This window comes from Nonomuraea sp. NPDC049695 (assembly GCF_040674955.1).
Classification (GTDB): Bacteria; Actinomycetota; Actinomycetes; order Streptosporangiales; family Streptosporangiaceae; genus Nonomuraea; species Nonomuraea helvata.
Genome location: NZ_JBFANV010000030.1, coordinates 43,513 through 65,645, shown reverse-complemented (window position 1 = coordinate 65,645; position 22,133 = coordinate 43,513). Strand labels below are relative to the sequence as shown.

Genomic DNA, 22,133 nt, shown 5'->3' with positions numbered 1-22,133 from the left:
GAGTCAAGGACGGGTGCCGTCCGGGCCGGGGATCCAGTCGAAACACACCACCACGGCATCATCCAGCACCTCCGTGCCCCGCCGGAAGTCCAGCAGGCCGCGAATCATCGTACGGACCGCCTCGTCGGCGGGCTGCATGCGGGTCGATTTCACCAGGGCCTCCAACGGGGACCCGCCGAACTCGGTGCCGCCGAGCGAGCGGGAGGAGTAGACGCCGTCACTGGCGATGACGAGCCGGTCGCCCGGCTCCAGGGCGAGCCGCTGCTCGGTATAGGTGGTGTGGCCGAACATGCCGAGCGGGAGCTGCTGTTCCAGCTCGACGGAGCGTACTTTACCGTTACGCATCAGCAGGAGCCGGGGCGATCCCGCGTCGACCATGGACACTTCGCCGGTGGTGGCGTCGAAGTGCAGCAGCAGTGTGGAGACGTGCAGGCGGCCGCCGTGCTGGCCGTAGATCGCCTCGTCGGCCAGCCCCGCCTGCTCCTCGAGACCTGCGCCGGAGCGGCGGGCGTTGCGCAGGGCCGTGATGGCCAGCGTGGTGAGCAGGGCGGCCTCCATGCCCGCGCCCATGCCGTCGGTGACGGACAGCGCCAGCCAGCGCGGCCCGCACGTCCAGTCGAAGTTGTCGCCATAGACCGCGTACGCGGGCTCCAGTTGCCCGGCCAGCCGGTAACCGTCGCCCTGGTGGCAGGAGCCGGGCAGCAGGTCCCACTGCATCTCGGCGGCGAGCGTGAGCCGGGCCATGCGGCGTACCCGCTGGTAGCGGTCGGTGATCCGGTCGGCGCCGCGCAGGTCGTGGCCCAGGGCGGCGGCGATCTCCTGGAGGTCCGCCACGGCGGGCGCGCCGAGGAGCGGGTCGGCGAGGCGGAGGCTCAGCACGCCGACGCGCTCGCCGCACGCGGTGACGGGCAGGTGGAGCAGCCGTCCTTCGCGCTGGGGCTCCTGGGAGGCGAAGGCGCGGCCCGCCGCCGTGCCGTCGATGAGGATGCCCGGCACGCCCGGCGCCAGCTCCTCGAGCACAGGACGGAGCGTGACCAGCGCGTAGTCGGCCAGCAGCACATCCACGTGCTCCACGGCGAAATGCAGGGTCACCGCGTCGCGCAGCGCCTCGACGACCGCATAGGGCGGGGCCGCGTGCATGGCCTGCTGCACTGCGTAAACGCCTTCGGGAATGGTGCCCAACGGAGACCTCTTCGTCCGGGCGTCGTAACGTGGACGCCAAGTAATTTGCACAGTAGCAAATAACTCTGCGGGTGAAGGGTCTCAAGATCCTATATATTTGTCATACGGCAACTAACGGATCGGTACGAAGAGGGTTGTCCATGCTGGGTGACGCGGAACGCACGAGAGAGGAGATCGCTCGTGTGGTGGGCGAGCAACGCGACCGGATCGTGGCCACCTGGGTCCGGACACAGGAGATCACGCTAGCAGCGGGCGGCGCCGTGGACGGCGACGAGCTGCGCGAAGAGGCGGAGACGATCATCTCGTGCCTCTACGAGGGACTGGCAGGGGTCACGCCTCTCGACCAGGTCGCCACGCGCTTCCCGCCGCTCAGGAACGCGGTGACCGACCTGTCGCACCGCTGGGCCAGGCTCGGCGTCTCGGCCACGGCGATCGCCGGTTCGATCTTCGCGCTCAAGGACGCCTGCGTTCAGGTGCTCGCCGACGAGATCTCCGACCTGGCGCTCAGGCTCGACGCCATCGAGTTGACGAACCGGCTGCTCGACGGAGCCGGGCTGCTGACGTTCCAGACGTACGTCGACAGCCGCGAGGAGATCATCCAGCGGCAGAACCGGCAGCTGCTGGAGATCTCGACCCCCGTCGTACGGATCTGGCGCAAGGTGCTCGCGGTGCCGCTCATCGGCACCCTCGACAGCGGCCGGGCACAGATCGTCATGGAGAGCATCCTCCAGGCCATCCAGGACCACGAGGCCGCCGTCGCGATCATCGACATCACCGGTGTCGCCACCGTGGACACCGCGGTCGCCCAGCACCTGATGCAGACCGTGGCGGCCACCAGGCTCATGGGCGCCGACTGCATACTCAGCGGCATCCGTCCCCAGATCGCGCAGATGATCGCCCGGCTGGGCATCGATCTGTCCGAGATCGTCACCCGCTCGTCCCTGGCCGACGCGCTGACCACGGCGATGCGCATGGTCGACGACGTCTGGCCGGCCGAGGAGAAGCACAGCGAAAACACACTGTCGAACGTTCCATGACCTCATCAGAGATTCCGATCCTGCGACTCGGCAAGATCCTGCTCGCCGGCCTCCTCAGAGAGCTGGACGACAAGACGGCCGTGCTCTTCGCCGACGAGCTGAGCCGGCAGGTGAGCGATGCCGGGGCGGAGGCGGTGGTGCTCGACATCACCAAGCTGGAGATCGTCGACTCGTTCGCGGCGCGGATCCTGGTGGAGATCGCCACGATGGCCCGGCTGCTGGGCGCGCGCGTGGTGGTGGCCGGCATGCGTTACCCGGTCGCGATCACCCTGGTGGAGATGGGGCTGGACCTGCCCGGTGTGGAGACGGCACTGTCGGTGGAGCACGCCGTGAACCTGCTCTCCCAGCCGGGAGGATCTCGTGACGGATAGGGAAGTCATGGCGCCCGGGCAGGTGAGCTCGTTCCAGATCCGCGCCGAGGACGACCTGCTCACCGCCCGGCACGCGGTACGGGCCGCCGCGCTGGAGGCCGGTTTCGGCCTCGTCGCCCAGACCAAGCTGATCACGGCGGCGAGCGAGCTGATCCGTAACTGCTACGTGCACGGAGGCGGCGGGGAGCTGATGATCGAGCATCTGGTGCCGCCGCCGCGGGCCGGCCTCCGGCTCACCATCTCCGACGACGGGCCGGGCATCGCCGATCCGGACGCGGCGCTGGTCGACGGCTACTCCACCGGGCCCGGGCTGGGCCACGGGCTGGGCGGCGCCAAGCGGCTGGTCGACGAGTTCCACCTGGACACCGGGCCGGACAGGGGCACGACGGTGGTGATCACACGCTGGGTGGGCGACCGTTGATCACCACGGAGGTACGCGTCGATCACGAGGCCGCCGTCGTCCAGGCGGTCTCCGTGACGCGCCAGGCCGCCCGCGAGCTTGAGCTGGCGCCCCTGCTGGCCGAACGGGCGGCCGTCTCGGCCTCCGAGCTCGCCAGCAACATCGCCAAGCACACGCAAGGGGGCGCGCTCCTGATCCAGCCGGGGCCGGCGGGCGGCCTGGAGCTGCTGGCCGTCGACCACGGCCCCGGCATGGAGGACGTCGCCCGCTGCCTGACCGACGGCTACAGCAGCGCCGGCACGCTGGGCAGCGGGCTGGGCGCGGTACGCCGTCTCGCCACCACGTTCGGAATCTTCTCCCGCCCTCGGCACGGGACCGCGATCTTCGCGCGTTTCCACGACGCACCCGCACCGGCGCGGACGGGCACGTTGCGACTGCCCGCGCTGGGACAGGAGACCAGCGGCGACGCGTTCGTCCTGACCGAGACCGCGGGCGCCACGGTGGCGCTCGTGGTGGACGGCCTCGGCCGCGGCGCGGACGCCGCTCCCGCCAGCCGCTCGGCCGCCGCCTCGTTCCTGAGCGACCCCGAACGCCCCCTGCCGCTGGCCATGGCGGCGATCCACGACGCGCTCCGGCACTCCAGAGGAGCCGTCGCGGCCCTGGTGCGGCTGCCCCACGGCGCGGCCCAGGCGGAGTTCTGCGGGGTGGGCAGCGTCGGCGCGGCCATCCTGTACGGCGGCAGCCCGCCGGCCGTGCTGACCCCGCAGCCGGGAACGCTCGGCCTGCGCATCCCGCAGCTACGCCTCCAGACCGTGCCGCTGCCTGCCGGGGCCACCGTGGTCGTGCACAGTGACGGCATCGCCCGGAGCTGGCTGCGTACCGCGGGCGACTGGATGTTCACCCAGGCGCCTCCGCTGCTGGTGGGCCTGCTGGCCCGCGACCATAGGCGCCTCCGCGACGACGCGACGGTCGTGGCGCTCAGGGAGAGGGGAATGTGATGACCTCCTCCGAGGAGGCGCTGCACCGGCGGATCCGCAGGCTGGAGGAGGAGCTGGCCAAGCTCCGTGACGAGCTGGCCAGCACCAACCAGGGCGTGCTGGCCCTCGTCGTGGAGCTCGAGGAGCGGGACGAGCAGCTCAGGCGGGTCCACCGGACGATCTTCCGCGAGCTGGAGGACGCCCTGCGCCCGCCGATCCCTGAGGTGGAGCAGGCGCGGCTGGCGGTGTACTACTCCTCGGCCGAGGACGACGCGCCGACCGGCGGCGACCTCTACGACGTGGTCGTCCTTCCGGGCGGCGAGCTGCACATCGTCGTGGTGGACGCGGCCGGCCACGGCGTGGCCAGCACCCGTGCCGCGCTCAACATCATCCACGCCGTCCGCGTGCTCTCCCTTGCCGGGCTGCCGCTGGAGAGCGTGGTGGAGCGGGCCGCGGCCATCCTGCAGCCGGTCTTCCCCGACCTGACCGGGACCGTGCTGGTGGCCCGCTTCGATCCCCGTACCGGGATGTTGCGGGTCGCCACGGGCGGCCATCCGCCACCGCTGATCGCCGCGCCGGGCGAGCGGACCACATATCTGGAGGCGTGGGGGCGCGGCCTCGGCTATCCGGAGCCGGGCAGCGACCACGTCGCCGAGTGCCGGCTGGCGCCCGGCACGCTGGTGCTGTTCTACACCGACGGGCTGGTGGAGGCCCGGCGCGACCTCAACGCGGGGCTGGACGAGCTGGCCGACCTGGCGGGGCGGTACCGCGACCTGCCGGTGGACGAGCTGACCGACACGCTCGTCCGCGTGATGCACCGCAGGGTGCTGCACAGCGACGACACCCTCCTCCTGGCCATGCGCTGGACGCCCTAGCCGCGAACGAAACCTGCCGCCGTCAGACGACGGCGTGGCCGCTCACCGTGGTCTCGGGGACGTCCTCGCGCAGGTCCCAGTGCTCGGCGATGAGGCCGCCGGCCAGCCGGAACACGTCCACCACGGCGACGCCGCGGTGCCCGGGCTCGGCGGTGAACAGGCTGTGGACGAAGACCAGGTCATCCTGGGCGGCGAGCCGGCGGATCTCGAAACGCGCCTGCGGCAGCTGCCGGCGGAAACCGTCGATGAAGTCCACCAGGGGCTTGCGGCCGTCGGGCAGGTTCGGGTTGTGCTGGACGAGGTCCTCGGCGAGGAACCGGCCGGCCAGGTCGGTGCGGCCCTGGTTCCAGACGAGCTCGACGTAGTCACGGATCAACTCGGACATCATTCTTCCTTTCGGTTGTGGGTTCAGTTACGGACGAGTGCGGGGGTACGGGAAGAGGCGACGTGCGCGGCCGTCGCGAGGGCGAGGGGCAGCAGGGCCAGGGCCGGCAGCGGTCCGTCGCCGAGCGAGGGCAGCAGGCGGCTGCCGAGCAGGCTGCCCAGGCTCATGCCGAGATAGAGCGCGGAGGCGTTCGCGGCCAGCAGGATGCCACGCTGCTCGGGCAGCAGTTCGACCAGCCGGGCCTGCTGCGGTGCCATGAAGAGCCCGCTGAAGAACGCCCAGAACGCGAACACCGCCACGGCCACGGGGATCGATGAGGGAGCCGCGGTCAGCGCCACGAACGCGATCGCCAGGCCGGCCAGCGGGACGGTGATCGTCCGCGTGCCGCCGAGCCGCCCGTAGATCCTGGCGGCGACCGCGTTGCCGATCAGGCCCACGATGCCGAAGGCCAGCAGGACCAGCGAGATCACGGACTGCGGGGCGGCGAAGCGGGCCTGGAGGTACGCGCCCGCCACGCCGTACACGATGAACTGGGCCGCCAGCACCAGCAGCGTGGTCGTCACCATGGACAGCGCCCCGGGGACGCGCAGTACCTCGGCGAAGACCCGCCCGGTGGGCGCGGGCCCCGGCTCGAGGGGCGGCAGGAGCACGGCGATCAGACCCGCCGCGCACGCGGTGAGCACCGCCACGCCCGCGAACGCCCAGCGCCAGCCGATCGCATCGCCTGCCGACGCCGACAGCGGCACGCCGAGCACGGTGGCCGCGGTCATCCCCGCGAACACCGTGGCCAGGGCGCGGGGCCGTTGCTCCGCAGGGACGATCATGGATCCCGCTGTGGACGCGGCCGGGCCGAAGACGGCCGCGCCCAGCCCGGCCACCACCCGGGCCGCCGTCAGCGCGGCGAAGCCCGGCGCGAGCGCTCCGACGAGACCGCCGACGATCATGAGCCCGAGCCCGAGCAGCAGGGCCCGCTTGCGGCACATCCTGCCCAGGACGATCGAGGCCACCGGCGCCGCCAGCGCGAACACCAGCGCGAACACCGTGACCAGCGTTCCGACCGTGGCGGGCGCGACCGAGAGGTCGGTCGCGATGGGGATGCTCAGGCCGATGACGGACAGGGACGCGGTGCCCAGGGTGAAGTAGCCGAGCGACAGCGCGAGCAGTGCCGGGGTCGAGGATGTCATCCGCACGGCACCCTCCTTTCTCCTAAAGTGCCGGATGGGCAAGAATGCTCGCGTAGCAGGTCAGACCCGGCACAGTGCCGTAGTCACCGACGCGGTATGCATTTCGCATATGAGGCATATGAAGGGGTGGCGTGGTCCGAGTTCTCATCGCGGAGGACATGGTTCTGCTGCGCGAGGCGCTGGTGGGGCTGCTCCGCCTCGACGACGGCATCGACGTGGTGGCCCAGGTCGCGAGCGGCCTGGAGATCGTGGCGGCCGCGGAGCGTCACCGGCCCGACGTCGCCGTGATCGACATCGACCTGCCCGGGATGGACGGCATCGCAGCCGCCGCCGAGCTGGGCGAGCGGCTGCCTGAGTGCAGGGTACTGATCCTGACCGCCTTGAGCAGGCCGGGCGAGCTGCGCCGTGCGTTGAACGCGCAGGTCGCCGGGTTCGTCCCCAAGGACATCAGGCCCGACGAGCTCGTCGCGGCCATCCGTACGGTCGCCGCCGGAGGGAAGGTGGTGGATCCGGCCCTGGCCATGACCGCCCTGCGGGCGCCGGAGAGCCCGCTCACCCAGCGGGAGACCGAGGTGCTCCGGCTGTCGGCGACCGGCGCCCAGCCGCTGGAGATCGCCGAGCGGCTCTTCCTCACTTACGGGACGGTGCGCAACTACCTGACCTCAGCCGTCACCAAGCTGGGCGCGCGGAACAGGATCGACGCCATCCGCATCGCCTCCGACGCCGGCTGGATCTGACCGGAACTCCGCGACGACCTCGAACCTGCCGCCGGGCAGGTACCCGGCGCTCAGCCGCCCTCCCGCGCGCTCGGCCAGCCCCGCCAGGCCCGACCCGCCGTCGAGCCGGCCCGGCGTGGCGACGCCGTCGTTGACGACGCGCAACCGTACGGCGTCGCCGGACACCGTGACGGTGATCGCGCAGGAGCGTGCCCTGCTGTGGCGCAGCACGTTGGTGACGCTCTCGCGCACCACCGCGGCAAGAGCGTCGGGGAGCGGGCCCTCGTCGACGGTGATGTCGGCCCGGACCCCCGCGGTCTCCAGCATCTGGCCGGCCGCGGCGATCTCGTCGCGCGGCCGCAGCCGGACCCGGCCGCCGGTGATCGAGCCCAACTCGGCCAGCGCCTGCCGGACGAGGGCGGTGAGGGAGACCGGCTCGGTTTCCGCGCGTTCGGGCTCCCGCATGGCCAGCTCGCCCCTGAGCGCCACGGCCGACAGGGTGAAGCCGAGCACGTCGTGCAGGTCGCGCGCGATGCGTACGCGCTCGGCGGCGGCCGCGGCCCGCGCGAGGTCGTGCTGGGCCCGCTTGAGCAGCACCACCAGACCGGCCAGGCGGGTCAGGCTGTAGACCAGCCAGGCCAGCATGACATGGGAGACCGCGTCGGTGAGGATCGCCGGGACGGACGGCACCGGCGGCGGGTAGAAGAAGAGCGAGAAGAATCCCGCGAACAGCAGCAGGGCCAGAGCCCACGATCGCGGCGGCCGCACCCCGGCCAGCACCGCGCCGGTGCAGAATCCCCACAGGGACATGAACGTGGACAGCGATGGGGCGAGGTAGCTCGCGGGCAGGGCGACGGGCACGAGCGTCAGGGCGATCAGGGCCAGTTTGGCGCGGGTGGGCCGCCTCAGTTGGGCCATCTGCAGGGCGATCATGGCGCAGAGCAGTGGGATGCCGAGGATCAGCGGCAGCGGATCGCCGTAGTCGTGCGTGCCCGACGCCAGCACCTTGACCGACTGGATGACGAGGACGGCGAGCAGGACGAGAGCGGGGAGTCTCGGCGACTGGATCGGCAGCGCCTTCTCGGACTCGGCCGTGCGGTACTCGCCGGCGGTGGCACGGATGTCGGCCAGCGTACGTCTGGCGATCTCCACCGCGTCACGGACGTCGCCCTGCTCCAGGCGGTCCGCGATGAACTGGAGCCTGTGGCCCACGGTCGTGCGCAGCTCGCCGCCAAGTCGTGAGCGCTCGCGTGCCGCCGCCAGCCTGGCCAGCCCGTCCCGGGTGGCGTGCAGCCTGCTGATCGTGTCGCTCAGGGCGTACAGGCTGAACAGGATCAGCCCGTCGGTGGCCGTGGCGGTCGCCAGCTGCAGGGCCCGTAGCGGCCCGTCGCCGGACAGCACGACCCACGCGCCCGCGGCGAGCACGATCAGGCCGAACAGCGGCCAGGCCGCCCGGCCGGGCAGCAGGCAGAGCACCGCCACGGCGAGCGGCCACGGAAGCCAGGACCACGCCGTCCCGACGAGCAGGAACGGCAGCGCGTAGAGAACGGCCACGGCGGTCAGCAGCCCGAGGCGGGCCCGCGCGCGGTGGTGGGGCCGCGCCAGGATCACGACGATCGCCGGGTACGGGGCCGCCGTGATCAGCAGGTGCGTCCATGGGACACCCTCGGAGACGCCGGACACCAGCCGGATGAGGACGAGGAGGGCGAGCGCCGCCCACATCATCCAGCGCGCCACCCTGGGCGGGAGGTCCTCAGGATCGCGGCCACGCGTGCTCCCGAGCCACTGCACGGTCGCGAGACTAGCCCACTCGCCCGCACTCGCTTGCCTAAGACTCCTAGGAATTAAGCTAGATTATCTAGGAAACACGCGAAAGGATGATCATGACCATGCTGTCCGTACCAGGTGCCGGCCTCTATTACGAGGTCAGCGGCAGCGGTCCGGTGCTCCTCATGCTGCCGGGCGGCGGCGGTGACGCGGCCGTCTTCGACGTGGTGGCCGGCCCGCTCGCCGAGCACTTCACCCTCGTCACCCTCGACCCGCGCGGGTACTCGCGCAGCCGCCTGGACAGCCCGGTCCCCGTGGACCAGCGGGTGGACGTGCAGAGCGACGACGCCCGCCGGTTGCTCGACGTGGTGAGCCCCGACCGGCCCGCCTACGTCTTCGGTGGCAGCAGCGGCGCCATCGTCGGTCTTGACCTGCTCGCCCGCCATCCTTCCCGGGTACGTCGCCTGGTCGCCCATGAGCCGCCGTGCTTCGCCGTGTTGCCCGACGCCGCCGCGCAACTGGCCTTCGTCGAGGAGGTCTACGAGCTCTTCCGCACGCAAGGGCTCGTGGCCGCGTCAGCGCGGTTCGTGGAGGGCATCGGCGGCACCATGAAGGCCATGCCGGACCCGGCCTCGTTGCCGCCTCGCGCCGCCGAGATGATGACGCGGCTGATGAACAACGCTCCGATCATGATGGAGCACGAGTTGCGGCAGTTCACCTCCTACGTGCCTGACCTGGCCGCTCTCGGCCAGGTCTCCGACCGGCTGGTCCTCGCGGCCGGGCGTGAGACCAAGGGGCATCTGCCGTACCGGCCCGCCGCCGTGCTGGCCGAGCGGCTCGGGACCGAGCTGGTCGAGTTCCCGGGCGCGCACAGCGGTTTCACGGACGCTCCTGAGGATTTCGCCAAGCAGCTGATCGAAGTGCTCGGCGCTCCCTGATTTTCCGGCGGTGTCTTCAACGACAAGACACCGCCGGGACGGAAGAACGTCAGTGGGAATGATTAGCGTGGAGCGGGTTAGTCCCAGGCTTGGGGGCCGAGGCTCGGTTCCGAGGCCATGGTGTCTCAGCGTTCGACCGGAGGGGGCGATCGTGGGGTCTGTCGCGGGCGGTGAGCTGCCCCCGGACGACGTCGTCGTCACGGCCCTGCGCGCCGGGGACGAGGCGATGTTCGCGGCGCTGCTCGACACCTGGTCCGGAGGCATGCTGCGGGTGGCCAGGTCCTACGTGTCCACCGACCACTCCGCGGAGGAGGTCGTCCAGGACACGTGGTTGGCGGTGATCGGCGGGATCGACGCCTTCGAGAGCCGCTCGTCGGTCAAGACGTGGATCTATCGCATCCTGGTCAACACCGCGAAGAAGCGGGGCGTCCGCGAGAGCCGCACGCTGCCGTGGAGCTCCTTCGAGCAGGACGGGGCGGCGGGCAGGGATCTCGACGAGGTGCCGGCGGGCTGGAAGGAGTTCGCCGGGGCCTGGCCGACGCCCGAGAGCGAGGCGCTCGCCTCGGAGGTTCGTGGGCTGATCGCCGAGGGGCTGGCCAGGCTGCCTCCCCGGCAGCGCACCGTGATCACCCTGCGTGACGTGGAGGGGTGCACTTCGGAGGAGGTGTGCGAGATCCTGGAGATCTCGGCGGCCAACCAGCGGGTGCTGCTGCATCGCGCCCGCACGGCCGTGCGGGGCTGGCTCGCCGACTACTTCGAGTCGGTGAAACAGCCGGAATAAGCTCGCAGGCTCCTTCCGGCTGAGGTGGCGGCACAATTAGTGAAGCGGTTCATATCCAGAGAAAAGGGCGGTCGACGTCGTGAAGCGGTTCACCTGCGACGAACTGGCGGAGCACCTCACCGCCTACCTCGAGGACGCCCTCGACCGGCCGGCCCGCGACGGCGTGCGGGCGCACCTGGCCTGCTGCGAGGGGTGCGAGCGCTACTTCGAGCAGTTCCGCGCGACCATCGGCGCCCTCGGCGACCCGCCTCCGGAGAAGCTGCCCGCCGACGTGCGCGCGCGGCTCATGTCGGCCTTCCGCGAGCGGCGGAGGTTATGACCGGCGGCCGGTCCATTGTCTAAAAATTACCTGTAACGCTGGCGAGTTTCGCGGGTCTGTATACCCGTGCGCCACGCGAAGGGTAGACGATGATCGGCCTGACGTCCGAGGGCACGCCGCTGCGGGATGCCTCCGAGGTGGCGGAGTTCGCGCGCCGCTGCTTCCAGCCGGGCCTGGACGTTGCGGACCGGGTGGGCGTCGAGCTGGAGTTCCTGGTCTTCGACCGTGCGACCGAGGCCGCGTACGTGCCGCTGGACAGGGTGGAGCGGGCCCTCCCCGCCCTGCCGGGCGGCAGCCGGGTGACCTTCGAACCGGGCGGCCAGCTCGAGCTGTCCGGCCCGGCGGCCGCGCTGCCGGACGCGATCGCCGGCCTGGCCGCCGACGTGGCGGCCGTACGCGCCGCCCTGCGCGAGGAGGGGCTGGTCCTGGCCGGAGTGGGCCTCGACCCGGTGCGGTCGCCCCGCCGCCAGCTGCGCCTGCCCCGCTATGAGGCCATGGCCGAGTTCCTCGGCGAGCCGTACGGGCCGCTGATGATGTGCTCGACCGCGTCCGTCCAGGTCAACCTGGACCTCGGGAAGCGGCCGGCGGCGCGCTGGGAGCGGGCGCACGCGCTCGGCCCCGTGCTGATGGCGGCCTTCGCCAACTCGCCGCTGTGCGGCGGCCGCCCGTGCGGCTGGATGTCGGGCCGCCAGGCCGTGTGGGAGCACCTCGACCGCACCCGCACCTCGCCCGTGCCCGCCTCGGCAGACCCCGTCGCCGACTGGGCCGAGTACCTGCTGGACGCCCGGCTCATGCTGGTACGCGAGGGCGAGGAGCGCTGCCGCCCGGTCCGCGACGGCTCGACGTTCCGCGACTGGCTGAACGGCGGCGGCGAGCGCCGGCCCACCGCCGACGACCTGGCGTACCACGCCACGACGGTCTTCCCTCCGGTGCGCGCCCGTGGCTGGCTGGAGATCCGCTACCTCGACGCCCAGCACCCGGCGGCGTGGCCGGTGTGCGTGGCGGTGACCCACGCCCTCGTCGCCGACGACCGGGCCGCCGACGCCGCGCTCGCCGCCGTGGAGCCGTACCGGACGTGGTGGGAGACGGCGGCGCGGTGCGGGCTGGCCGACCCGCGCCTGCGCCGGGCCGCCGAGGCGTGCTTCCGCGCCGCGCTGGAGGCGCTGCCCCGCCTCGGCGCGGGTCCGGGCCTGGTCGGCGAGGTGGCGGCGTTCGCCGACCGGCATGTGACCACGGGCCGCTCGCCTGCGGCCGACCTGATGGATGCGGTGACGGGAAACTCAGCCTTCAAGGGGTTTGGATGAACGACTTCAAGGAACGCATCGCGGCCGAGCTCCTGGCCGTGCGCGACCGGTCGCTTGCCTATACGGCGGCGGACGACGACCTGCTGGTACGCCAGCACTCGCCGCTGATGTCGCCGCTGGTGTGGGACCTCGCGCACGTGGGCAACTACGAGGAGCTCTGGGTGCTGCGCGAGGCCGGCGGCATCGACCCGCTCCGCCCCGAGATCGACGACATCTACGACGCGTTCAAGCACCCGCGCAAAGACCGCCCCACCCTGCCGCTCCTGGGCCCGGCCGAGGCCCGCCGCTACATCGAGGGCGTACGCGGGCGCGTGCTCGACGTCCTCGACGCGATCGACCTCGACGGCCCCACGCCGCTGCACCGCGACGGTTTCGTGTTCGGCCTGGTGATCCAGCACGAGCACCAGCACGACGAGACCATGCTGGCCACCCTGCAACTGTCCGGCCAGCCCGGCCTGGTGCGCGAGGGCGAGCTGCCGCCCGGCCGGAGCGGCGGCCCCGAGGAGGTGTACGTGCCCGCCGGCCCCTTCCTCATGGGCACCGACACGTTGCCCTGGGCCTACGACAACGAGCGCCCCGCCCACCAGGTCGAGCTCCCCGCCTTCTGGATCGACCGGCTCCCCGTCGGCAACCGCGCCTACCTGGCGTTCGTCGAGGACGGCGGCTACGACGACCCGCGCTGGTGGAGCGCGGAGGGCCGGCAGTGGCGGCAGCGCAGCGGCGTCTCCGCCCCGCTGTTCTGGGTCAGGGACGGCGACACCTGGTGGCGCACCCGCTTCGGCCGCACCGAGCCCGTCCCGATGGACGAGCCGGTCCAGCACGTGAGCTGGTACGAGGCCGACGCCTACGCCCGCTGGGCCGGCAAGCGGCTGCCCACCGAGGCCGAATGGGAGAAGGCCTGCGGCTGGGACCCGGAGGCCCGCCGGGCGCGCCGGTACCCGTGGGGCGAGGACGACCCGGGCCCCGACCGGGCGAACCTCGGCCACCGCGCCGCCCACCCCGCGCCGCTCGGCGCCTATCCGGCCGGGGCCAGCGCGTACGGGGCCGAGCAGATGGTGGGAGACGTCTGGGAGTGGACCGACTCCTGGTTCCAGCCGTACCCGGGCTTCCGCAGCTTCCCGTACAAGGAGTACAGCGAGGTGTTCTTCGGCCAGGAATACCGGGTGCTGCGCGGCGGCTCCTGGGCGGCCGACCCGGCGGCGGTGCGCACCACGTTCAGGAACTGGGACTATCCGATCCGCCGCCAGATCTTCACCGGGTTCCGGTGCGCGCGCTCGGAGCTGGTCTGAGGTGTGCAGGCACGCGGCCTGGCTGGGCGCTCCCCGCCCGCTCACCTGGCTCATCCACGAGCCCGAGCACGGCCTGCTCCAGCAGTCGTACGCGCCACGGCGCCAGCGCCAGGGCCTGATCAACGCCGACGGCTACGGCATGGGCTGGTACGACGCCGCGCGGGCCGAGCCCGTGCGGTACCGCCGTACCGTGCCCATCTGGGCCGACGCCAACCTGCCCGCGCTCGCGCAGGTCGCCCGCTCGACCTGCCTGCTCGCGGCCGTGCGCTCGGCCACCACGGGCATGCCGATCGAGGAGAGCGCCACCGCGCCGTTCACCGACGGCGGGTGGCTGCTCAGCCACAACGGGCGCGTCAGCAGGGACGCGCTCCGCGACCTCGCCGACGACCTGGCCGACAGCGCGGAGAGCGCGTGCGACGCCGCCTGGGTCGCGGCCGCCGTGTTCCTGCGCCGCCGCACCGGGCTGGGCCTGGGCGCGGCGCTGGCCGAGGTCGTCGTCCACGCCGGGGAGAAGGACCCCGCCGCCCGCCTCAACCTGCTCGCCTGCGACGGCGCGTCGGTCGCCGCGACCGTCTGGGGCGACACGCTCTTCTACCGGCAGCACGACGACGGCGTGCTCGTGGCCAGCGAGCCGCTCGACGGCCTGCCGGGCTGGCAGGCCGTCCCCGAACGCAGCCTGTTGACCGTCACCCGCGACCACGTGAGCCTGCAGCCGTTGTGATCCAAGGAGGCCTCATGGCCGTCAGCCAGTCCATCGTGCATGTGATCAGCCATCTTGACCGTGACTACCTGCGGCAGGCACTCGAACGCGACGTCAGGACCGGCCTGACCGCGTCGCCCAAGTGGCTGCCGCCCAAGTGGTTCTACGACGCCGCGGGCAGCGACCTGTTCTCCCGCATCACGCGCCTGCCCGAGTACTACCCGACCCGGCGCGAGCTGGCGATCCTGCGGGCGCGGGCCGCTGACCTGGCGGCGGCCTCCCGCGCGGACACGCTGGTTGAGCTGGGGTCGGGCACCAGCGAGAAGACCGAGCTGCTGCTGGAGGCGCTCGCCGCGGCGGGCACCTTGCGCACGTACACGCCGGTGGACGTGGACGCCGTCACCCTCGAGGCGGCGGCGCGGCGGCTGGCCGGGCGCTTCGCCGGGCTGGAGGTACGGGCGGTGTGCGCCGATTTCGAGCGGCATCTGGGGTTGCTGCCGCGTACCGGGCGGCGGATGGTGGCCTTCCTCGGCGGCACGATTGGGAACCTGGACCCCGCCGCCCGCAGGGTGTTCTTGAAGGAGGTGCGGGCCACGCTCCGGCGCGGGGACACGTTCCTGCTCGGGGCCGACCTGGTGAAGGAGACCGGGCGGCTGGTGGCCGCCTACGACGACGCGGCGGGGGTGACGGCCGCCTTCAACCGCAACGTGCTGCGGGTGATCAACAGGGAGCTGCGGGCAGACTTCGAGCCGGAGGCGTTCGAGCACGTGGCCCTGTACGACGAACGGCACGACTGGATCGAGATGCGGTTGCGGGCCGGCCGGGACATGCGGGTGCGGATCGAGGACCTCGGGATGGTGGTGGACTTCGCCGAAGGGGAGGAGATGCGTACCGAGATCAGCGCCAAGTTCCGGCCGGAGGGGCTGCGGCAGGAGCTGGTGGCGGCGGGGTTCCAGGTCCGCCGTGGCTACACCGACCTGGCAGGCGACTTCACCCTGATCCTGGCGCAGGCGTGATCGCCGGAGCCTGGCGGGCCGCGCGCAGCGTGATGCCGCCGGGGCATCTCGACGCGGCCGGGTGCAACGTGCCCAGCGACCAGGTGCTCGACGCCGTCGTGGCGCACCTGCGGCTGGAACGCGAGCGCGGCGGCTACGCGGCCGTACCGGACCTCGCCCCGGCGAAGGCGGCCCTGGCCGCGCTGGTGGGAGCCGCTCCGGAGGATGTGGCGTTCCTGGAGAGCGGCACGGCGGCGATGGCGGCTCTCCTGGGCGGGTGGCGGCTGGAGTCGGGCAGCCGCGTCGGCTACCCGCGCACCGAGTACGGCAGCACGCTGATGCTGCTGCACCGCCTGGCCGCCTGGCGCGGCTGGAAACCGGTCGAACTGCCGGTGGACGGCGACGGCCGCCTGGACCCCTCGGAGCTGGGCGCGGGGCTCGACCTGGTGATCGTCTCGCACATCGCCTCCCATCGCGGCGTCGTGCAGCCGGTCGGGGAGATCGGGGCGCGGTGCCGCGCGGCCGGGGTCCCGCTCGTGCTCGACGTCTGCCAGTCGCTCGGGCACGTGGACGTACGCGGGGCGGGCGCGACCGCGTACGTGGGCACCTCCCGCAAGTGGCTCGCCGGTCCGCGCGGCGTCGGCTTCCTGATCGTCCCCGGCCTCACACCGGCCATGGACGCCGCGACCCCGACCCTGCGCGGCCACGCCTGGACCTCGCAGGCCGGTGATCCGGTGCTGGACCCCATCCTCCGCGGTGACACGTGGACTCCACCGGCCGGTGATCCGGTGCCGGTGCCGGGCGCGGTGCGGTACGAGAGTGCGGAGGCGGCGGTCGCGGCGCGGGCGGGGCTCGGCGTGGCCGTGCTCGAACATCACGCGCTCGGCCCGTCCGCCGTCCACGCGCACCTGGCCGACCTCGGCCGCACGGCACGCGGCGTGCTCGACGGGGCCGGCGGGTGGCGCGTGGCCGAGCCGCTCGACGAGCCGTCGGCCCTCGTCACGCTCACGCCCCCGCCCGGTGACACGGCGGAGGCCGCCGCCGCCCGGGCCGCCGAGTCGTCCCTGCTGGTCAGCGTGGTGCCGACCGCCCGGGCGCCGCTGGACCTGCGCGAACCCGTGCTCCGCGTCTCCCCGCCACCCGGCACGCCCTTGGAGACCCTGCACGCCCTGGCCCGCGTCCTCGCCCGTTGACCACGACCCTGGACTGTCCTACGGACAAGGCAGACGGAACCGATCATGTAGCAGTAATCTTCCCTTGATCGTTTGCCGGCTCCCGGGGCGCGCCAGATGCCCCGACGAAGCGGCAGCGCTCCCTCAGGACGCCCCATCAACAAAGATGAGGAAGGCTCGTGATCCGACGCTCCAGGGCATTATTGCCCGCAGCGGCCATCCTGTTGGCCTGCGCCGTTGCGCAGCCCGCCGCCGCGGATGATGCCTCACATTCCGGACCTGCCATCGTGCGGCCGGTCTCGGGCACCAGCCCGCTGCCCGCAGGCTGCGGGCTTCCCCCGGCCGACGGCTACACGCTGAACTCCAACGCCGAGGTCCTGCCCATGCTGGCGCGAGACCCGAACCGTCCGTGGCACCTGGTCACGGTGTTCCAGCAGGACCGCTGGAACCGGTACGGCAGCAACGGCGCGGTCACCGCCGTGTCGGACGACTACGGCAAGACCTGGCGGCGGTCCGAGAACCTGCCCGCCTTCTCCCGGTGCAACGGCGGCACGACCGCCAACGGCGGAGACTACGACGTCACGACCGACAACTGGGTCACGGTCACACCGTCGGGCGCGGCGGTGGCCGCGTCGTTCTCGCTGTCCCGCACCGGCGACGTGACCGCCATTCTGGTGTCCCGGTCCGCTGACGGCGGCCGGCACTGGGACGCGCCGGTCACCCTGCAACGGGACGACAACCCGCGCTTCTTCAACGACCGCCCGTCGGTGACCGCGGACCCCTACCACCCGGGCGTGGTCTACGCGGTCTGGGACCGCATCGACAGCACGGAGGAAAGCTGGGTACAGCCGATCTACCTGGCGAAGTCGACCGACGACGGGCGCACCTGGACCACGAGCAAGGTGTACGACGTACCCGCCAACAGCGGCGTCATCGGCACCCAGCTGGTGCCGCTCGCGGATGGGACGCTGCTGATCGGCATGCACCACGAGACGGACACCGAGGGTGCCACCCAGGTCATCCGCTCGACCGACGGCGGCCGGACCTGGTCGGCGCCGACGCTGAACGTTCCGGCCCCGCTTGCGGTGGGCCCTCGCATCCCGGACCCGGACAACTCGGGTGACCCGATCCGCAACGCCTCCTTGCCGCTGCTGGCCGCCCAACCCGGCACGCAGGTGGTGAACGCGGTCTGGCAGAGCCAGGACTCCGACGGCACCTTCCACGTGGCCTACTCGCGGTCGACGAACGGCGGGAAGACGTGGTCCAGCCCGGTCCGCGTGGACAAGACGCCCACCGGTTCCGCCGCCGTACCGGTCGTCGCCGCGTCCCGTACGGGCACCGTGGCGGTCACCTACTACGACTTCCGTAACAACACCTCGGATCCCGCCACCCTGCCCACCGACGTGTGGGCCGTCACCTGCGCGAGCGACTGCACGCGGTCCGGGGCGTGGAGCGAGCAGCACATCGAGGGGCCGTTCGACGCGCGGAAGGTCCCGGCGACAAGCGTGGGACGCCTGGTCGGGGACTACACCGGCCTGGTCTCGGTCGGCGGGAACGCCTTCACGGCCGTGTACGGCGTGGCCACCGGCGATGCCGCCAACCCTGTGGACATTCACAGCGCGGTTTTCTCTGGCTGAGCACGTGTGCCGCGCCCGGCGGGGTTAGGTCGGACCTCGCCGGGCGGGTCGAGCCGCAGATAGTACCGATCGGTTCGATCGCTGCTAACATCCAGATCATGGCGACATTTGTGCTGATCCCCGGTATGTGTCATGGCGGCTGGTGCTTCGACGAGCTCACCGAGCGGCTGCGAAGCCACGGGCACCGTGCGTACCCGCTGACACTGACCGGGGTCGGCGAGCGCAGCCACCTGCTCCACGGCGGCGTGAACCTCGACACGCACATCCAGGACGTGACCGGGGTGCTGGCGGCCGAGAACCTTACGGACGCCGTTCTGGTCGGCCACAGCTACGGCGGGATGGTGATCACCGGAGCCGCCGACCGCGCGCCCGAGCGGGTGCGCGGCCTGGTGTACCTGGACGCCGTGGTGCCCGGGCACGGCGAATCCTGCTGGAGCCTGGTCTCCGAGCAGGAACGGCGGTGGTACCTGGACGTGGAGGAGAGCGGCTACGCGACCCGGCCGATGCCGTTCTTCGACCCGCGGGCCACGGCTCACCCGCTCGCGTCGGTGCTCCAGCCGCTCCGGCTCACCGGCGACCTCGCGCACATCCGCCGCAGAGACTACGTGTACGCGTCCGGATGGGACGGCGAGTCGCCGTTCACCCCCGTCTACGAGCGGCTGCGTCAGGATCCTTCATGGACCACGCACGCTGTGGACAGTGCGCACAACGTCATGCGCGACGCTCCTCAAGAGCTGCTGGAGATCCTGCTCGACGTCGCCTAAGCAGCGGCCGCCCCACTGCCCGAGCGGTTGATCTCCAGCCAGGCCGGCAGGGACAGCGGCTCGCCGAACCGGGCCCAGACCGCGCCGGAGTCGACGATCTGCGGCTGGGTGTCCAGCAGCGCCCCCATCTGCATCCGCCGCGCGAGCACCTCGTTGAACGGCCTGGTCAGCGGGCTCATCACCTGGAGCATCCCGACCGGCATCCTGTTCTCGCCCGTGATCTGCAGGCCCAGCGAGTCCGCGATGAGCTCGTTGACCTGCCGGAGTGTCAGCGCCTCTGGGCCCCCGAGGTCGGCGGACCAGTCCTCACCGGGGCGGACGGCGAGCGCGGCCGCGACCCTGGCGACGTCCCTGCCGGCCACCCACGAGACAGGGGCGGCGCCTGAGCCGAATATGGTGGCCTTCCCCTTCTTGTTGATCGACTCGGCGAGCAGTTCCACCCAGGTGTCCATCAGGTGGGTGGGCCGGAGGATCGAGTACGGCAGGCCGCTGGTGCGCAGGGCGCGCTCGACCTCGAACTTGAGCCGGAAGAACTCCACGGGGCTGTCGGCGCGGGCGCTGGCAGAGGAGACGTAGACGAAGTTCTCGATCCCGGTGTCACGTGCGACGCCGATGAGGCTCGGGATCCCCGCGCCCTCGATGCCCTTGGGGCCGTTCTTCCCCTTGCCGTCGCCTCCCTGGACGGTGCAGACGATCGCCTGCGCCCCGACCGCGGCCCGGATCAGCGTGCGCCGGTCGTGGACGTCGCCTGCGACAACCTCGACGCCCTGAACCATGCGTGCCGAGGTGGGATCGCGGGTGACGACGCGTACCGCCTTTCCCTCCTGGCGGAGTTGCTCCACGATCTGACGCCCGACCCTGCCTGTCCCGCCGAACACGACGATCACGCTGCGCTCCTAACTTCGTTCATAAATCTATCAATGTTAGGAATTAGACCGGCGATAGGATGTCGGCGTCAAGAGAGAGGACGCATCGTGACGACGAAGGCCCAGCCCGAGCCGAGCGCCAGCAAGAAGCGGCGCGAGCGGGAGCGGCAGGAGATGCGCGTCCGGCTGCTGGAGGCGGCCCGGGTCATCGCCTCCGAAGAGGGCTGGAACGCGGTCACGATCCGCCGCATCGCCGGCAAGCTCGAATACAGCGCGCCGATCCTCTACCAGCACTTCTCCAGCAAGGAGGAGCTGCTCGTCGAGCTGATGACGCTCGGCTTCGCCGAGCTGTCCGAGCGACTGAGCCTGGCGGCGGAGGGCGCCCCTGAGGGGCGGCTGGTCGCGATGGCCGAGGCGTACTGGGCGTTCGCGTTCGCCTCACCGGAGCTCTACCAGGCGATGAACGGCATGGACGGGGTGCCGTTCGGCACGGCCGAGACTCCGCTGGAGGCCAGGAACGCCTTCCGCGTCTTCCGCGTCGCGTTGCAGGACATCGCGAAGGCGCGGGGCGCCCAGCTGGCCGATCCGCCCGGTGCGGTCGACACGATCTGGGCATTCCTGCACGGCTGCGTGTCGCTGGCGATGGCGGGCAGGATCGCCGGCGGGACGGAGCGATCAAGGACGCTCATGCTGAACGCCCTGGAGCCGATGTTCGCCGCCCAACTGAGGGACTAGTCGGGTCGGAGCGTCTTGGACAGCACCCTCCGTACCGTCTCCTGAAGTGAGCTGTCCTGCCGGATGACCGTTTCGCACCCGCCGGGCAGGAGATCTCGCTCGACGTACCACTCCCGCATCAGCTCCGCGCCGAACTCCGCGCTCTGCGGACGGGTGGCGTGGCGGCGGAGCGTCTCGTCGAAGGGGATGTCGAGATAGAAGAAGTGGCTCCTGCCGGGATGGTCTTCCCGCAGTGACTCGAGCATCGGCCCGTATCTCGCCGTCGTCAGGATGCCTTCGAGGATGACGTGGTGGCCGTGGTCGAGCGCGTAGCGGGTGACGGTGTCGATGAGCCCGATGTTGACGCCGCCTGGCATGTCGAGCTCGCGGAGGATCTCGCGGCGCAGCATGTCCTGGCTCACCAGGGCCAGGCCGCGCCTGCCGTACGCAGCGCGCAGCGCGCGGGCGACGCTGGTCTTGCCCGAGCCCGAGTTGCCGCGCAGGACGATCAACTGGGTCGGGTCCGAGGGGACCGTCACAGGGGGAGGCCGCCGGTGGCCGAGCTGGTGGAGCCGGTCGCCTGGTAGGCGGCTATCGTGCGTTCGGCGATGCGCATCTGGTGGATCTCGTCGGCGCCGTCGGCGAAGCGCGCCCAGCGGGCGTGCTGGAACATGTGCGCCAGCGGCGTGTCGGTCGAGTAGCCGAGCGCCCCGTGCACCTGGATCGCGCGGTCCACGATCCGGTTGAGGCTGCCCGCGACGAAGTGCTTGGCCATCGACACCTCCGTGCGGAAGTCCTCGCCCTTGTCGATCTTGGAGGCGGCGTGGAGGACCATCAGCTTGCACTGGTACAGCTCCATGGCCGAGTCGGCGATCATCCACTGGATGCCTTGCTTCTCGGCCAGCAGCGAGCCGTGGCTGTAGCGGTTGAGCGCACGGTCGACCATCATGTCCAGGGCCGTCTCCGCCTCGGAGATCCACCGCATGCAGTGGGCGAGCCGGGCCGGCCCGAGGCGATACTGGCCGAGGCGGTGGCCGTTGCCGCGCCCGCCGAGGATCTGGCCGTCGGGCAGGCGCAGGTCCTCGATGACGATCTCGCTGTGGCCCGTGGAGCCGTGCATCGTCTCCACCTCGCGTACGTCGTTCCAGCCCGGCTGGGGCAGGTCCACGAGGAAGGCGGTGTTGGCGCCGCGCGAGCCCTCCGGCACGTCCTGCTCCGTACGGGCGATGAGGATGGCGAAGTCAGCCCGGCGAGCATTGGAGATGAACCATTTGTGGCCGTTGACGATCCATTCGTCGCCGTCGCGCACGGCCGAGGTCCGGATCAGGGTCGGGTCGGAGCCCGCCACCTCCGGCTCGGTCATGGCGAAACAGGACATCTGCGTTCCCTCCGCGAGAGGGCGGAGGTACTTCTCCTTCTGCTCGTCCGTCGCCCAGTGCAGGAGCGTGTGCATGTTGCCCTCGTCGGGTGCCATGCAGTTCAGGACCCACGGGCCGATGCGGGTCTTGGCCGCCTCCGACTGCACCATGGCCAGCTCCACGTGACCCAGCCCCATGCCGCCCCACTCCTTCGGCATGTGGGGCAGCCACAGCCCCTCGGCCCTGGCCTGGGAGCGGAGCTGGAAGATCGTCCGGAGGTACGCGTCCCGGCCGGCCTCCTTCACCTCCTCCACGGCGGGGATGACGGTGTCCTGGATGAAGGCGCGGACCCGCCGGCGGATCTCCTCGTGCTCGGGAGCGAGGGTGAAGTCGATGGCCATA

24 protein-coding genes are annotated in these 22,133 nt (G+C 71.6%); 17 read left to right on the top strand and 7 right to left on the bottom strand.

Annotation, left to right across the window (positions count from 1 at the left end):
• Positions 1-3 precede the first annotated feature (3 nt).
• Positions 4-1,182 (bottom strand): PP2C family protein-serine/threonine phosphatase, encoded by a 1,179-nt coding sequence (locus AB0J64_RS25425; RefSeq protein WP_364031378.1) that lies wholly within the window; start codon positions 1,180-1,182, stop codon positions 4-6.
• 140 nt (positions 1,183-1,322) lie between these two features.
• Between AB0J64_RS25425 and AB0J64_RS25420 the strand changes: the two genes are divergently transcribed.
• Genes AB0J64_RS25420 through AB0J64_RS25400 form a run of 5 tightly spaced genes read left to right on the top strand, consistent with a single transcriptional unit; the run spans position 1,323 to position 4,842 of the window.
• Entirely contained in the window at positions 1,323-2,219 is an 897-nt protein-coding gene (locus AB0J64_RS25420) for an STAS domain-containing protein (protein ID WP_364031375.1), read from the top strand.
• Positions 2,216-2,590: an STAS domain-containing protein gene (locus AB0J64_RS25415; protein WP_364031372.1), complete on the top strand. Its 375-nt coding sequence runs from the start codon at positions 2,216-2,218 to the stop codon at positions 2,588-2,590. Before AB0J64_RS25420 ends, AB0J64_RS25415 begins: the two co-directional genes overlap by 4 nt.
• Positions 2,580-3,011 carry an anti-sigma regulatory factor gene (locus AB0J64_RS25410; RefSeq protein WP_364031369.1) on the top strand — a complete coding sequence of 144 codons (432 nt, stop codon included), beginning with the start codon at positions 2,580-2,582 and terminating at the stop codon, positions 3,009-3,011. The genes AB0J64_RS25415 and AB0J64_RS25410 overlap by 11 nt, the downstream gene beginning before the upstream one ends.
• Positions 3,008-3,988 carry a hypothetical protein gene (locus tag AB0J64_RS25405; protein WP_364031366.1) on the top strand — a complete coding sequence of 327 codons (981 nt, stop codon included), beginning with the start codon at positions 3,008-3,010 and terminating at the stop codon, positions 3,986-3,988. The genes AB0J64_RS25410 and AB0J64_RS25405 overlap by 4 nt, the downstream gene beginning before the upstream one ends.
• Entirely contained in the window at positions 3,988-4,842 is an 855-nt protein-coding gene (locus AB0J64_RS25400; RefSeq protein ID WP_364031363.1) for a PP2C family protein-serine/threonine phosphatase, read from the top strand. The genes AB0J64_RS25405 and AB0J64_RS25400 overlap by 1 nt, the downstream gene beginning before the upstream one ends.
• 22 nt (positions 4,843-4,864) lie before the next feature.
• Here AB0J64_RS25400 and AB0J64_RS25395 read toward each other — a convergent pair whose 3' ends face one another.
• Together AB0J64_RS25395 and AB0J64_RS25390 are read right to left on the bottom strand one after the other, a co-directional pair.
• Entirely contained in the window at positions 4,865-5,227 is a 363-nt protein-coding gene (locus AB0J64_RS25395) for a nuclear transport factor 2 family protein (protein WP_364031360.1), read from the bottom strand.
• A gap of 23 nt (positions 5,228-5,250) precedes the next feature.
• Positions 5,251-6,411 carry an MFS transporter gene (locus AB0J64_RS25390; RefSeq protein WP_364031524.1) on the bottom strand — a complete coding sequence of 387 codons (1,161 nt, stop codon included), beginning with the start codon at positions 6,409-6,411 and terminating at the stop codon, positions 5,251-5,253.
• Positions 6,412-6,542: 131 nt separating this feature from the next.
• Between AB0J64_RS25390 and AB0J64_RS25385 the strand changes: the two genes are divergently transcribed.
• Positions 6,543-7,148 (top strand): response regulator transcription factor, encoded by a 606-nt coding sequence (locus tag AB0J64_RS25385; protein WP_364031357.1) that lies wholly within the window; start codon positions 6,543-6,545, stop codon positions 7,146-7,148.
• Here AB0J64_RS25385 and AB0J64_RS25380 read toward each other — a convergent pair.
• Complete coding sequence (locus AB0J64_RS25380; protein WP_364031354.1) at positions 7,074-8,918, bottom strand: histidine kinase; 1,845 nt, start codon at positions 8,916-8,918, stop codon at positions 7,074-7,076. The genes AB0J64_RS25385 and AB0J64_RS25380 overlap by 75 nt on opposite strands.
• Before the next feature lie 92 nt (positions 8,919-9,010).
• Here AB0J64_RS25380 and AB0J64_RS25375 point away from each other — a divergent pair, with 92 nt between their 5' ends.
• The 10 genes from AB0J64_RS25375 to AB0J64_RS25330 all read left to right on the top strand — a co-directional run bounded on the left by AB0J64_RS25375 (position 9,011) and on the right by AB0J64_RS25330 (position 18,793).
• Positions 9,011-9,832, top strand: a complete 822-nt coding sequence (locus AB0J64_RS25375; protein WP_364031351.1) for an alpha/beta hydrolase — start codon at positions 9,011-9,013, stop codon at positions 9,830-9,832.
• A gap of 151 nt (positions 9,833-9,983) precedes the next feature.
• Positions 9,984-10,613: a sigma-70 family RNA polymerase sigma factor gene (locus tag AB0J64_RS25370; protein WP_364031348.1), complete on the top strand. Its 630-nt coding sequence runs from the start codon at positions 9,984-9,986 to the stop codon at positions 10,611-10,613.
• Between the two features lie 79 nt (positions 10,614-10,692).
• Positions 10,693-10,932: a zf-HC2 domain-containing protein gene (locus tag AB0J64_RS25365; protein WP_364031345.1), complete on the top strand. Its 240-nt coding sequence runs from the start codon at positions 10,693-10,695 to the stop codon at positions 10,930-10,932.
• 89 nt (positions 10,933-11,021) lie between these two features.
• The gene (gene egtA, locus AB0J64_RS25360; RefSeq protein ID WP_364031342.1) at positions 11,022-12,236 is read left to right on the top strand and encodes an ergothioneine biosynthesis glutamate--cysteine ligase EgtA; all 1,215 of its coding nucleotides are present in this window, start codon (positions 11,022-11,024) and stop codon (positions 12,234-12,236) included.
• On the top strand, positions 12,233-13,525 hold the full coding sequence (gene egtB / locus AB0J64_RS25355) for an ergothioneine biosynthesis protein EgtB (RefSeq protein ID WP_364031339.1): 1,293 nt from the start codon (positions 12,233-12,235) through the stop codon (positions 13,523-13,525). The genes egtA and egtB overlap by 4 nt, the downstream gene beginning before the upstream one ends.
• Position 13,526: 1 nt before the next feature.
• Positions 13,527-14,246, top strand: a complete 720-nt coding sequence (gene egtC / locus AB0J64_RS25350; protein ID WP_364031336.1) for an ergothioneine biosynthesis protein EgtC — start codon at positions 13,527-13,529, stop codon at positions 14,244-14,246.
• A 14-nt stretch (positions 14,247-14,260) separates the two neighbouring features.
• Positions 14,261-15,241: an L-histidine N(alpha)-methyltransferase gene (gene egtD / locus AB0J64_RS25345; RefSeq protein WP_364031333.1), complete on the top strand. Its 981-nt coding sequence runs from the start codon at positions 14,261-14,263 to the stop codon at positions 15,239-15,241.
• Positions 15,238-16,413: an ergothioneine biosynthesis PLP-dependent enzyme EgtE gene (egtE, locus tag AB0J64_RS25340; RefSeq protein WP_364031330.1), complete on the top strand. Its 1,176-nt coding sequence runs from the start codon at positions 15,238-15,240 to the stop codon at positions 16,411-16,413. The genes egtD and egtE overlap by 4 nt, the downstream gene beginning before the upstream one ends.
• A 266-nt stretch (positions 16,414-16,679) precedes the next feature.
• A complete protein-coding gene (locus AB0J64_RS25335) occupies positions 16,680-18,029 on the top strand; it encodes a sialidase family protein (RefSeq protein WP_364031327.1) in 1,350 nt (449 codons plus the stop codon).
• Positions 18,030-18,127: 98 nt separating this feature from the next.
• Positions 18,128-18,793 (top strand): alpha/beta fold hydrolase, encoded by a 666-nt coding sequence (locus tag AB0J64_RS25330; RefSeq protein ID WP_364031324.1) that lies wholly within the window; start codon positions 18,128-18,130, stop codon positions 18,791-18,793.
• Here AB0J64_RS25330 and AB0J64_RS25325 read toward each other — a convergent pair.
• Entirely contained in the window at positions 18,790-19,680 is an 891-nt protein-coding gene (locus AB0J64_RS25325) for an NAD(P)H-binding protein (RefSeq protein ID WP_364031321.1), read from the bottom strand. The genes AB0J64_RS25330 and AB0J64_RS25325 overlap by 4 nt on opposite strands.
• Before the next feature lie 87 nt (positions 19,681-19,767).
• Between AB0J64_RS25325 and AB0J64_RS25320 the strand changes: the two genes are divergently transcribed.
• Positions 19,768-20,394 carry a TetR/AcrR family transcriptional regulator gene (locus tag AB0J64_RS25320; RefSeq protein WP_364031319.1) on the top strand — a complete coding sequence of 209 codons (627 nt, stop codon included), beginning with the start codon at positions 19,768-19,770 and terminating at the stop codon, positions 20,392-20,394.
• Here the strand turns inward: AB0J64_RS25320 and AB0J64_RS25315 are convergent.
• Together AB0J64_RS25315 and AB0J64_RS25310 are read right to left on the bottom strand one after the other, a co-directional pair.
• On the bottom strand, positions 20,391-20,912 hold the full coding sequence (locus AB0J64_RS25315; RefSeq protein ID WP_364031316.1) for a kinase: 522 nt from the start codon (positions 20,910-20,912) through the stop codon (positions 20,391-20,393). The genes AB0J64_RS25320 and AB0J64_RS25315 overlap by 4 nt on opposite strands.
• Complete coding sequence (locus AB0J64_RS25310) at positions 20,909-22,132, bottom strand: acyl-CoA dehydrogenase family protein (RefSeq protein WP_364031313.1); 1,224 nt, start codon at positions 22,130-22,132, stop codon at positions 20,909-20,911. The genes AB0J64_RS25315 and AB0J64_RS25310 overlap by 4 nt, the downstream gene beginning before the upstream one ends.
• Position 22,133 lies beyond the last annotated feature (1 nt).

Bases quoted from the DNA above. Each gene is read 5' to 3' on its own strand.
- AB0J64_RS25395 (WP_364031360.1), bottom strand. From the start codon at position 5,227: ATGTCCGAGTTGATCCGTGACTACGTCGAGCTCGTCTGGAACCAGGGC.
- AB0J64_RS25420 (WP_364031375.1), top strand. From the start codon at position 1,323: ATGCTGGGTGACGCGGAACGCACGAGAGAGGAGATCGCTCGTGTGGTG.
- AB0J64_RS25390 (WP_364031524.1), bottom strand. From the start codon at position 6,411: ATGACATCCTCGACCCCGGCACTGCTCGCGCTGTCGCTCGGCTACTTC.
- AB0J64_RS25415 (WP_364031372.1), top strand. From the start codon at position 2,216: ATGACCTCATCAGAGATTCCGATCCTGCGACTCGGCAAGATCCTGCTC.
- AB0J64_RS25310 (WP_364031313.1), bottom strand. From the start codon at position 22,132: ATGGCCATCGACTTCACCCTCGCTCCCGAGCACGAGGAGATCCGCCGG.
- egtA (WP_364031342.1), top strand. From the start codon at position 11,022: ATGATCGGCCTGACGTCCGAGGGCACGCCGCTGCGGGATGCCTCCGAG.
- egtB (WP_364031339.1), top strand. From the start codon at position 12,233: ATGAACGACTTCAAGGAACGCATCGCGGCCGAGCTCCTGGCCGTGCGC.
- egtD (WP_364031333.1), top strand. From the start codon at position 14,261: ATGGCCGTCAGCCAGTCCATCGTGCATGTGATCAGCCATCTTGACCGT.
- AB0J64_RS25330 (WP_364031324.1), top strand. From the start codon at position 18,128: ATGGCGACATTTGTGCTGATCCCCGGTATGTGTCATGGCGGCTGGTGC.
- AB0J64_RS25400 (WP_364031363.1), top strand. From the start codon at position 3,988: ATGACCTCCTCCGAGGAGGCGCTGCACCGGCGGATCCGCAGGCTGGAG.
- AB0J64_RS25375 (WP_364031351.1), top strand. From the start codon at position 9,011: ATGACCATGCTGTCCGTACCAGGTGCCGGCCTCTATTACGAGGTCAGC.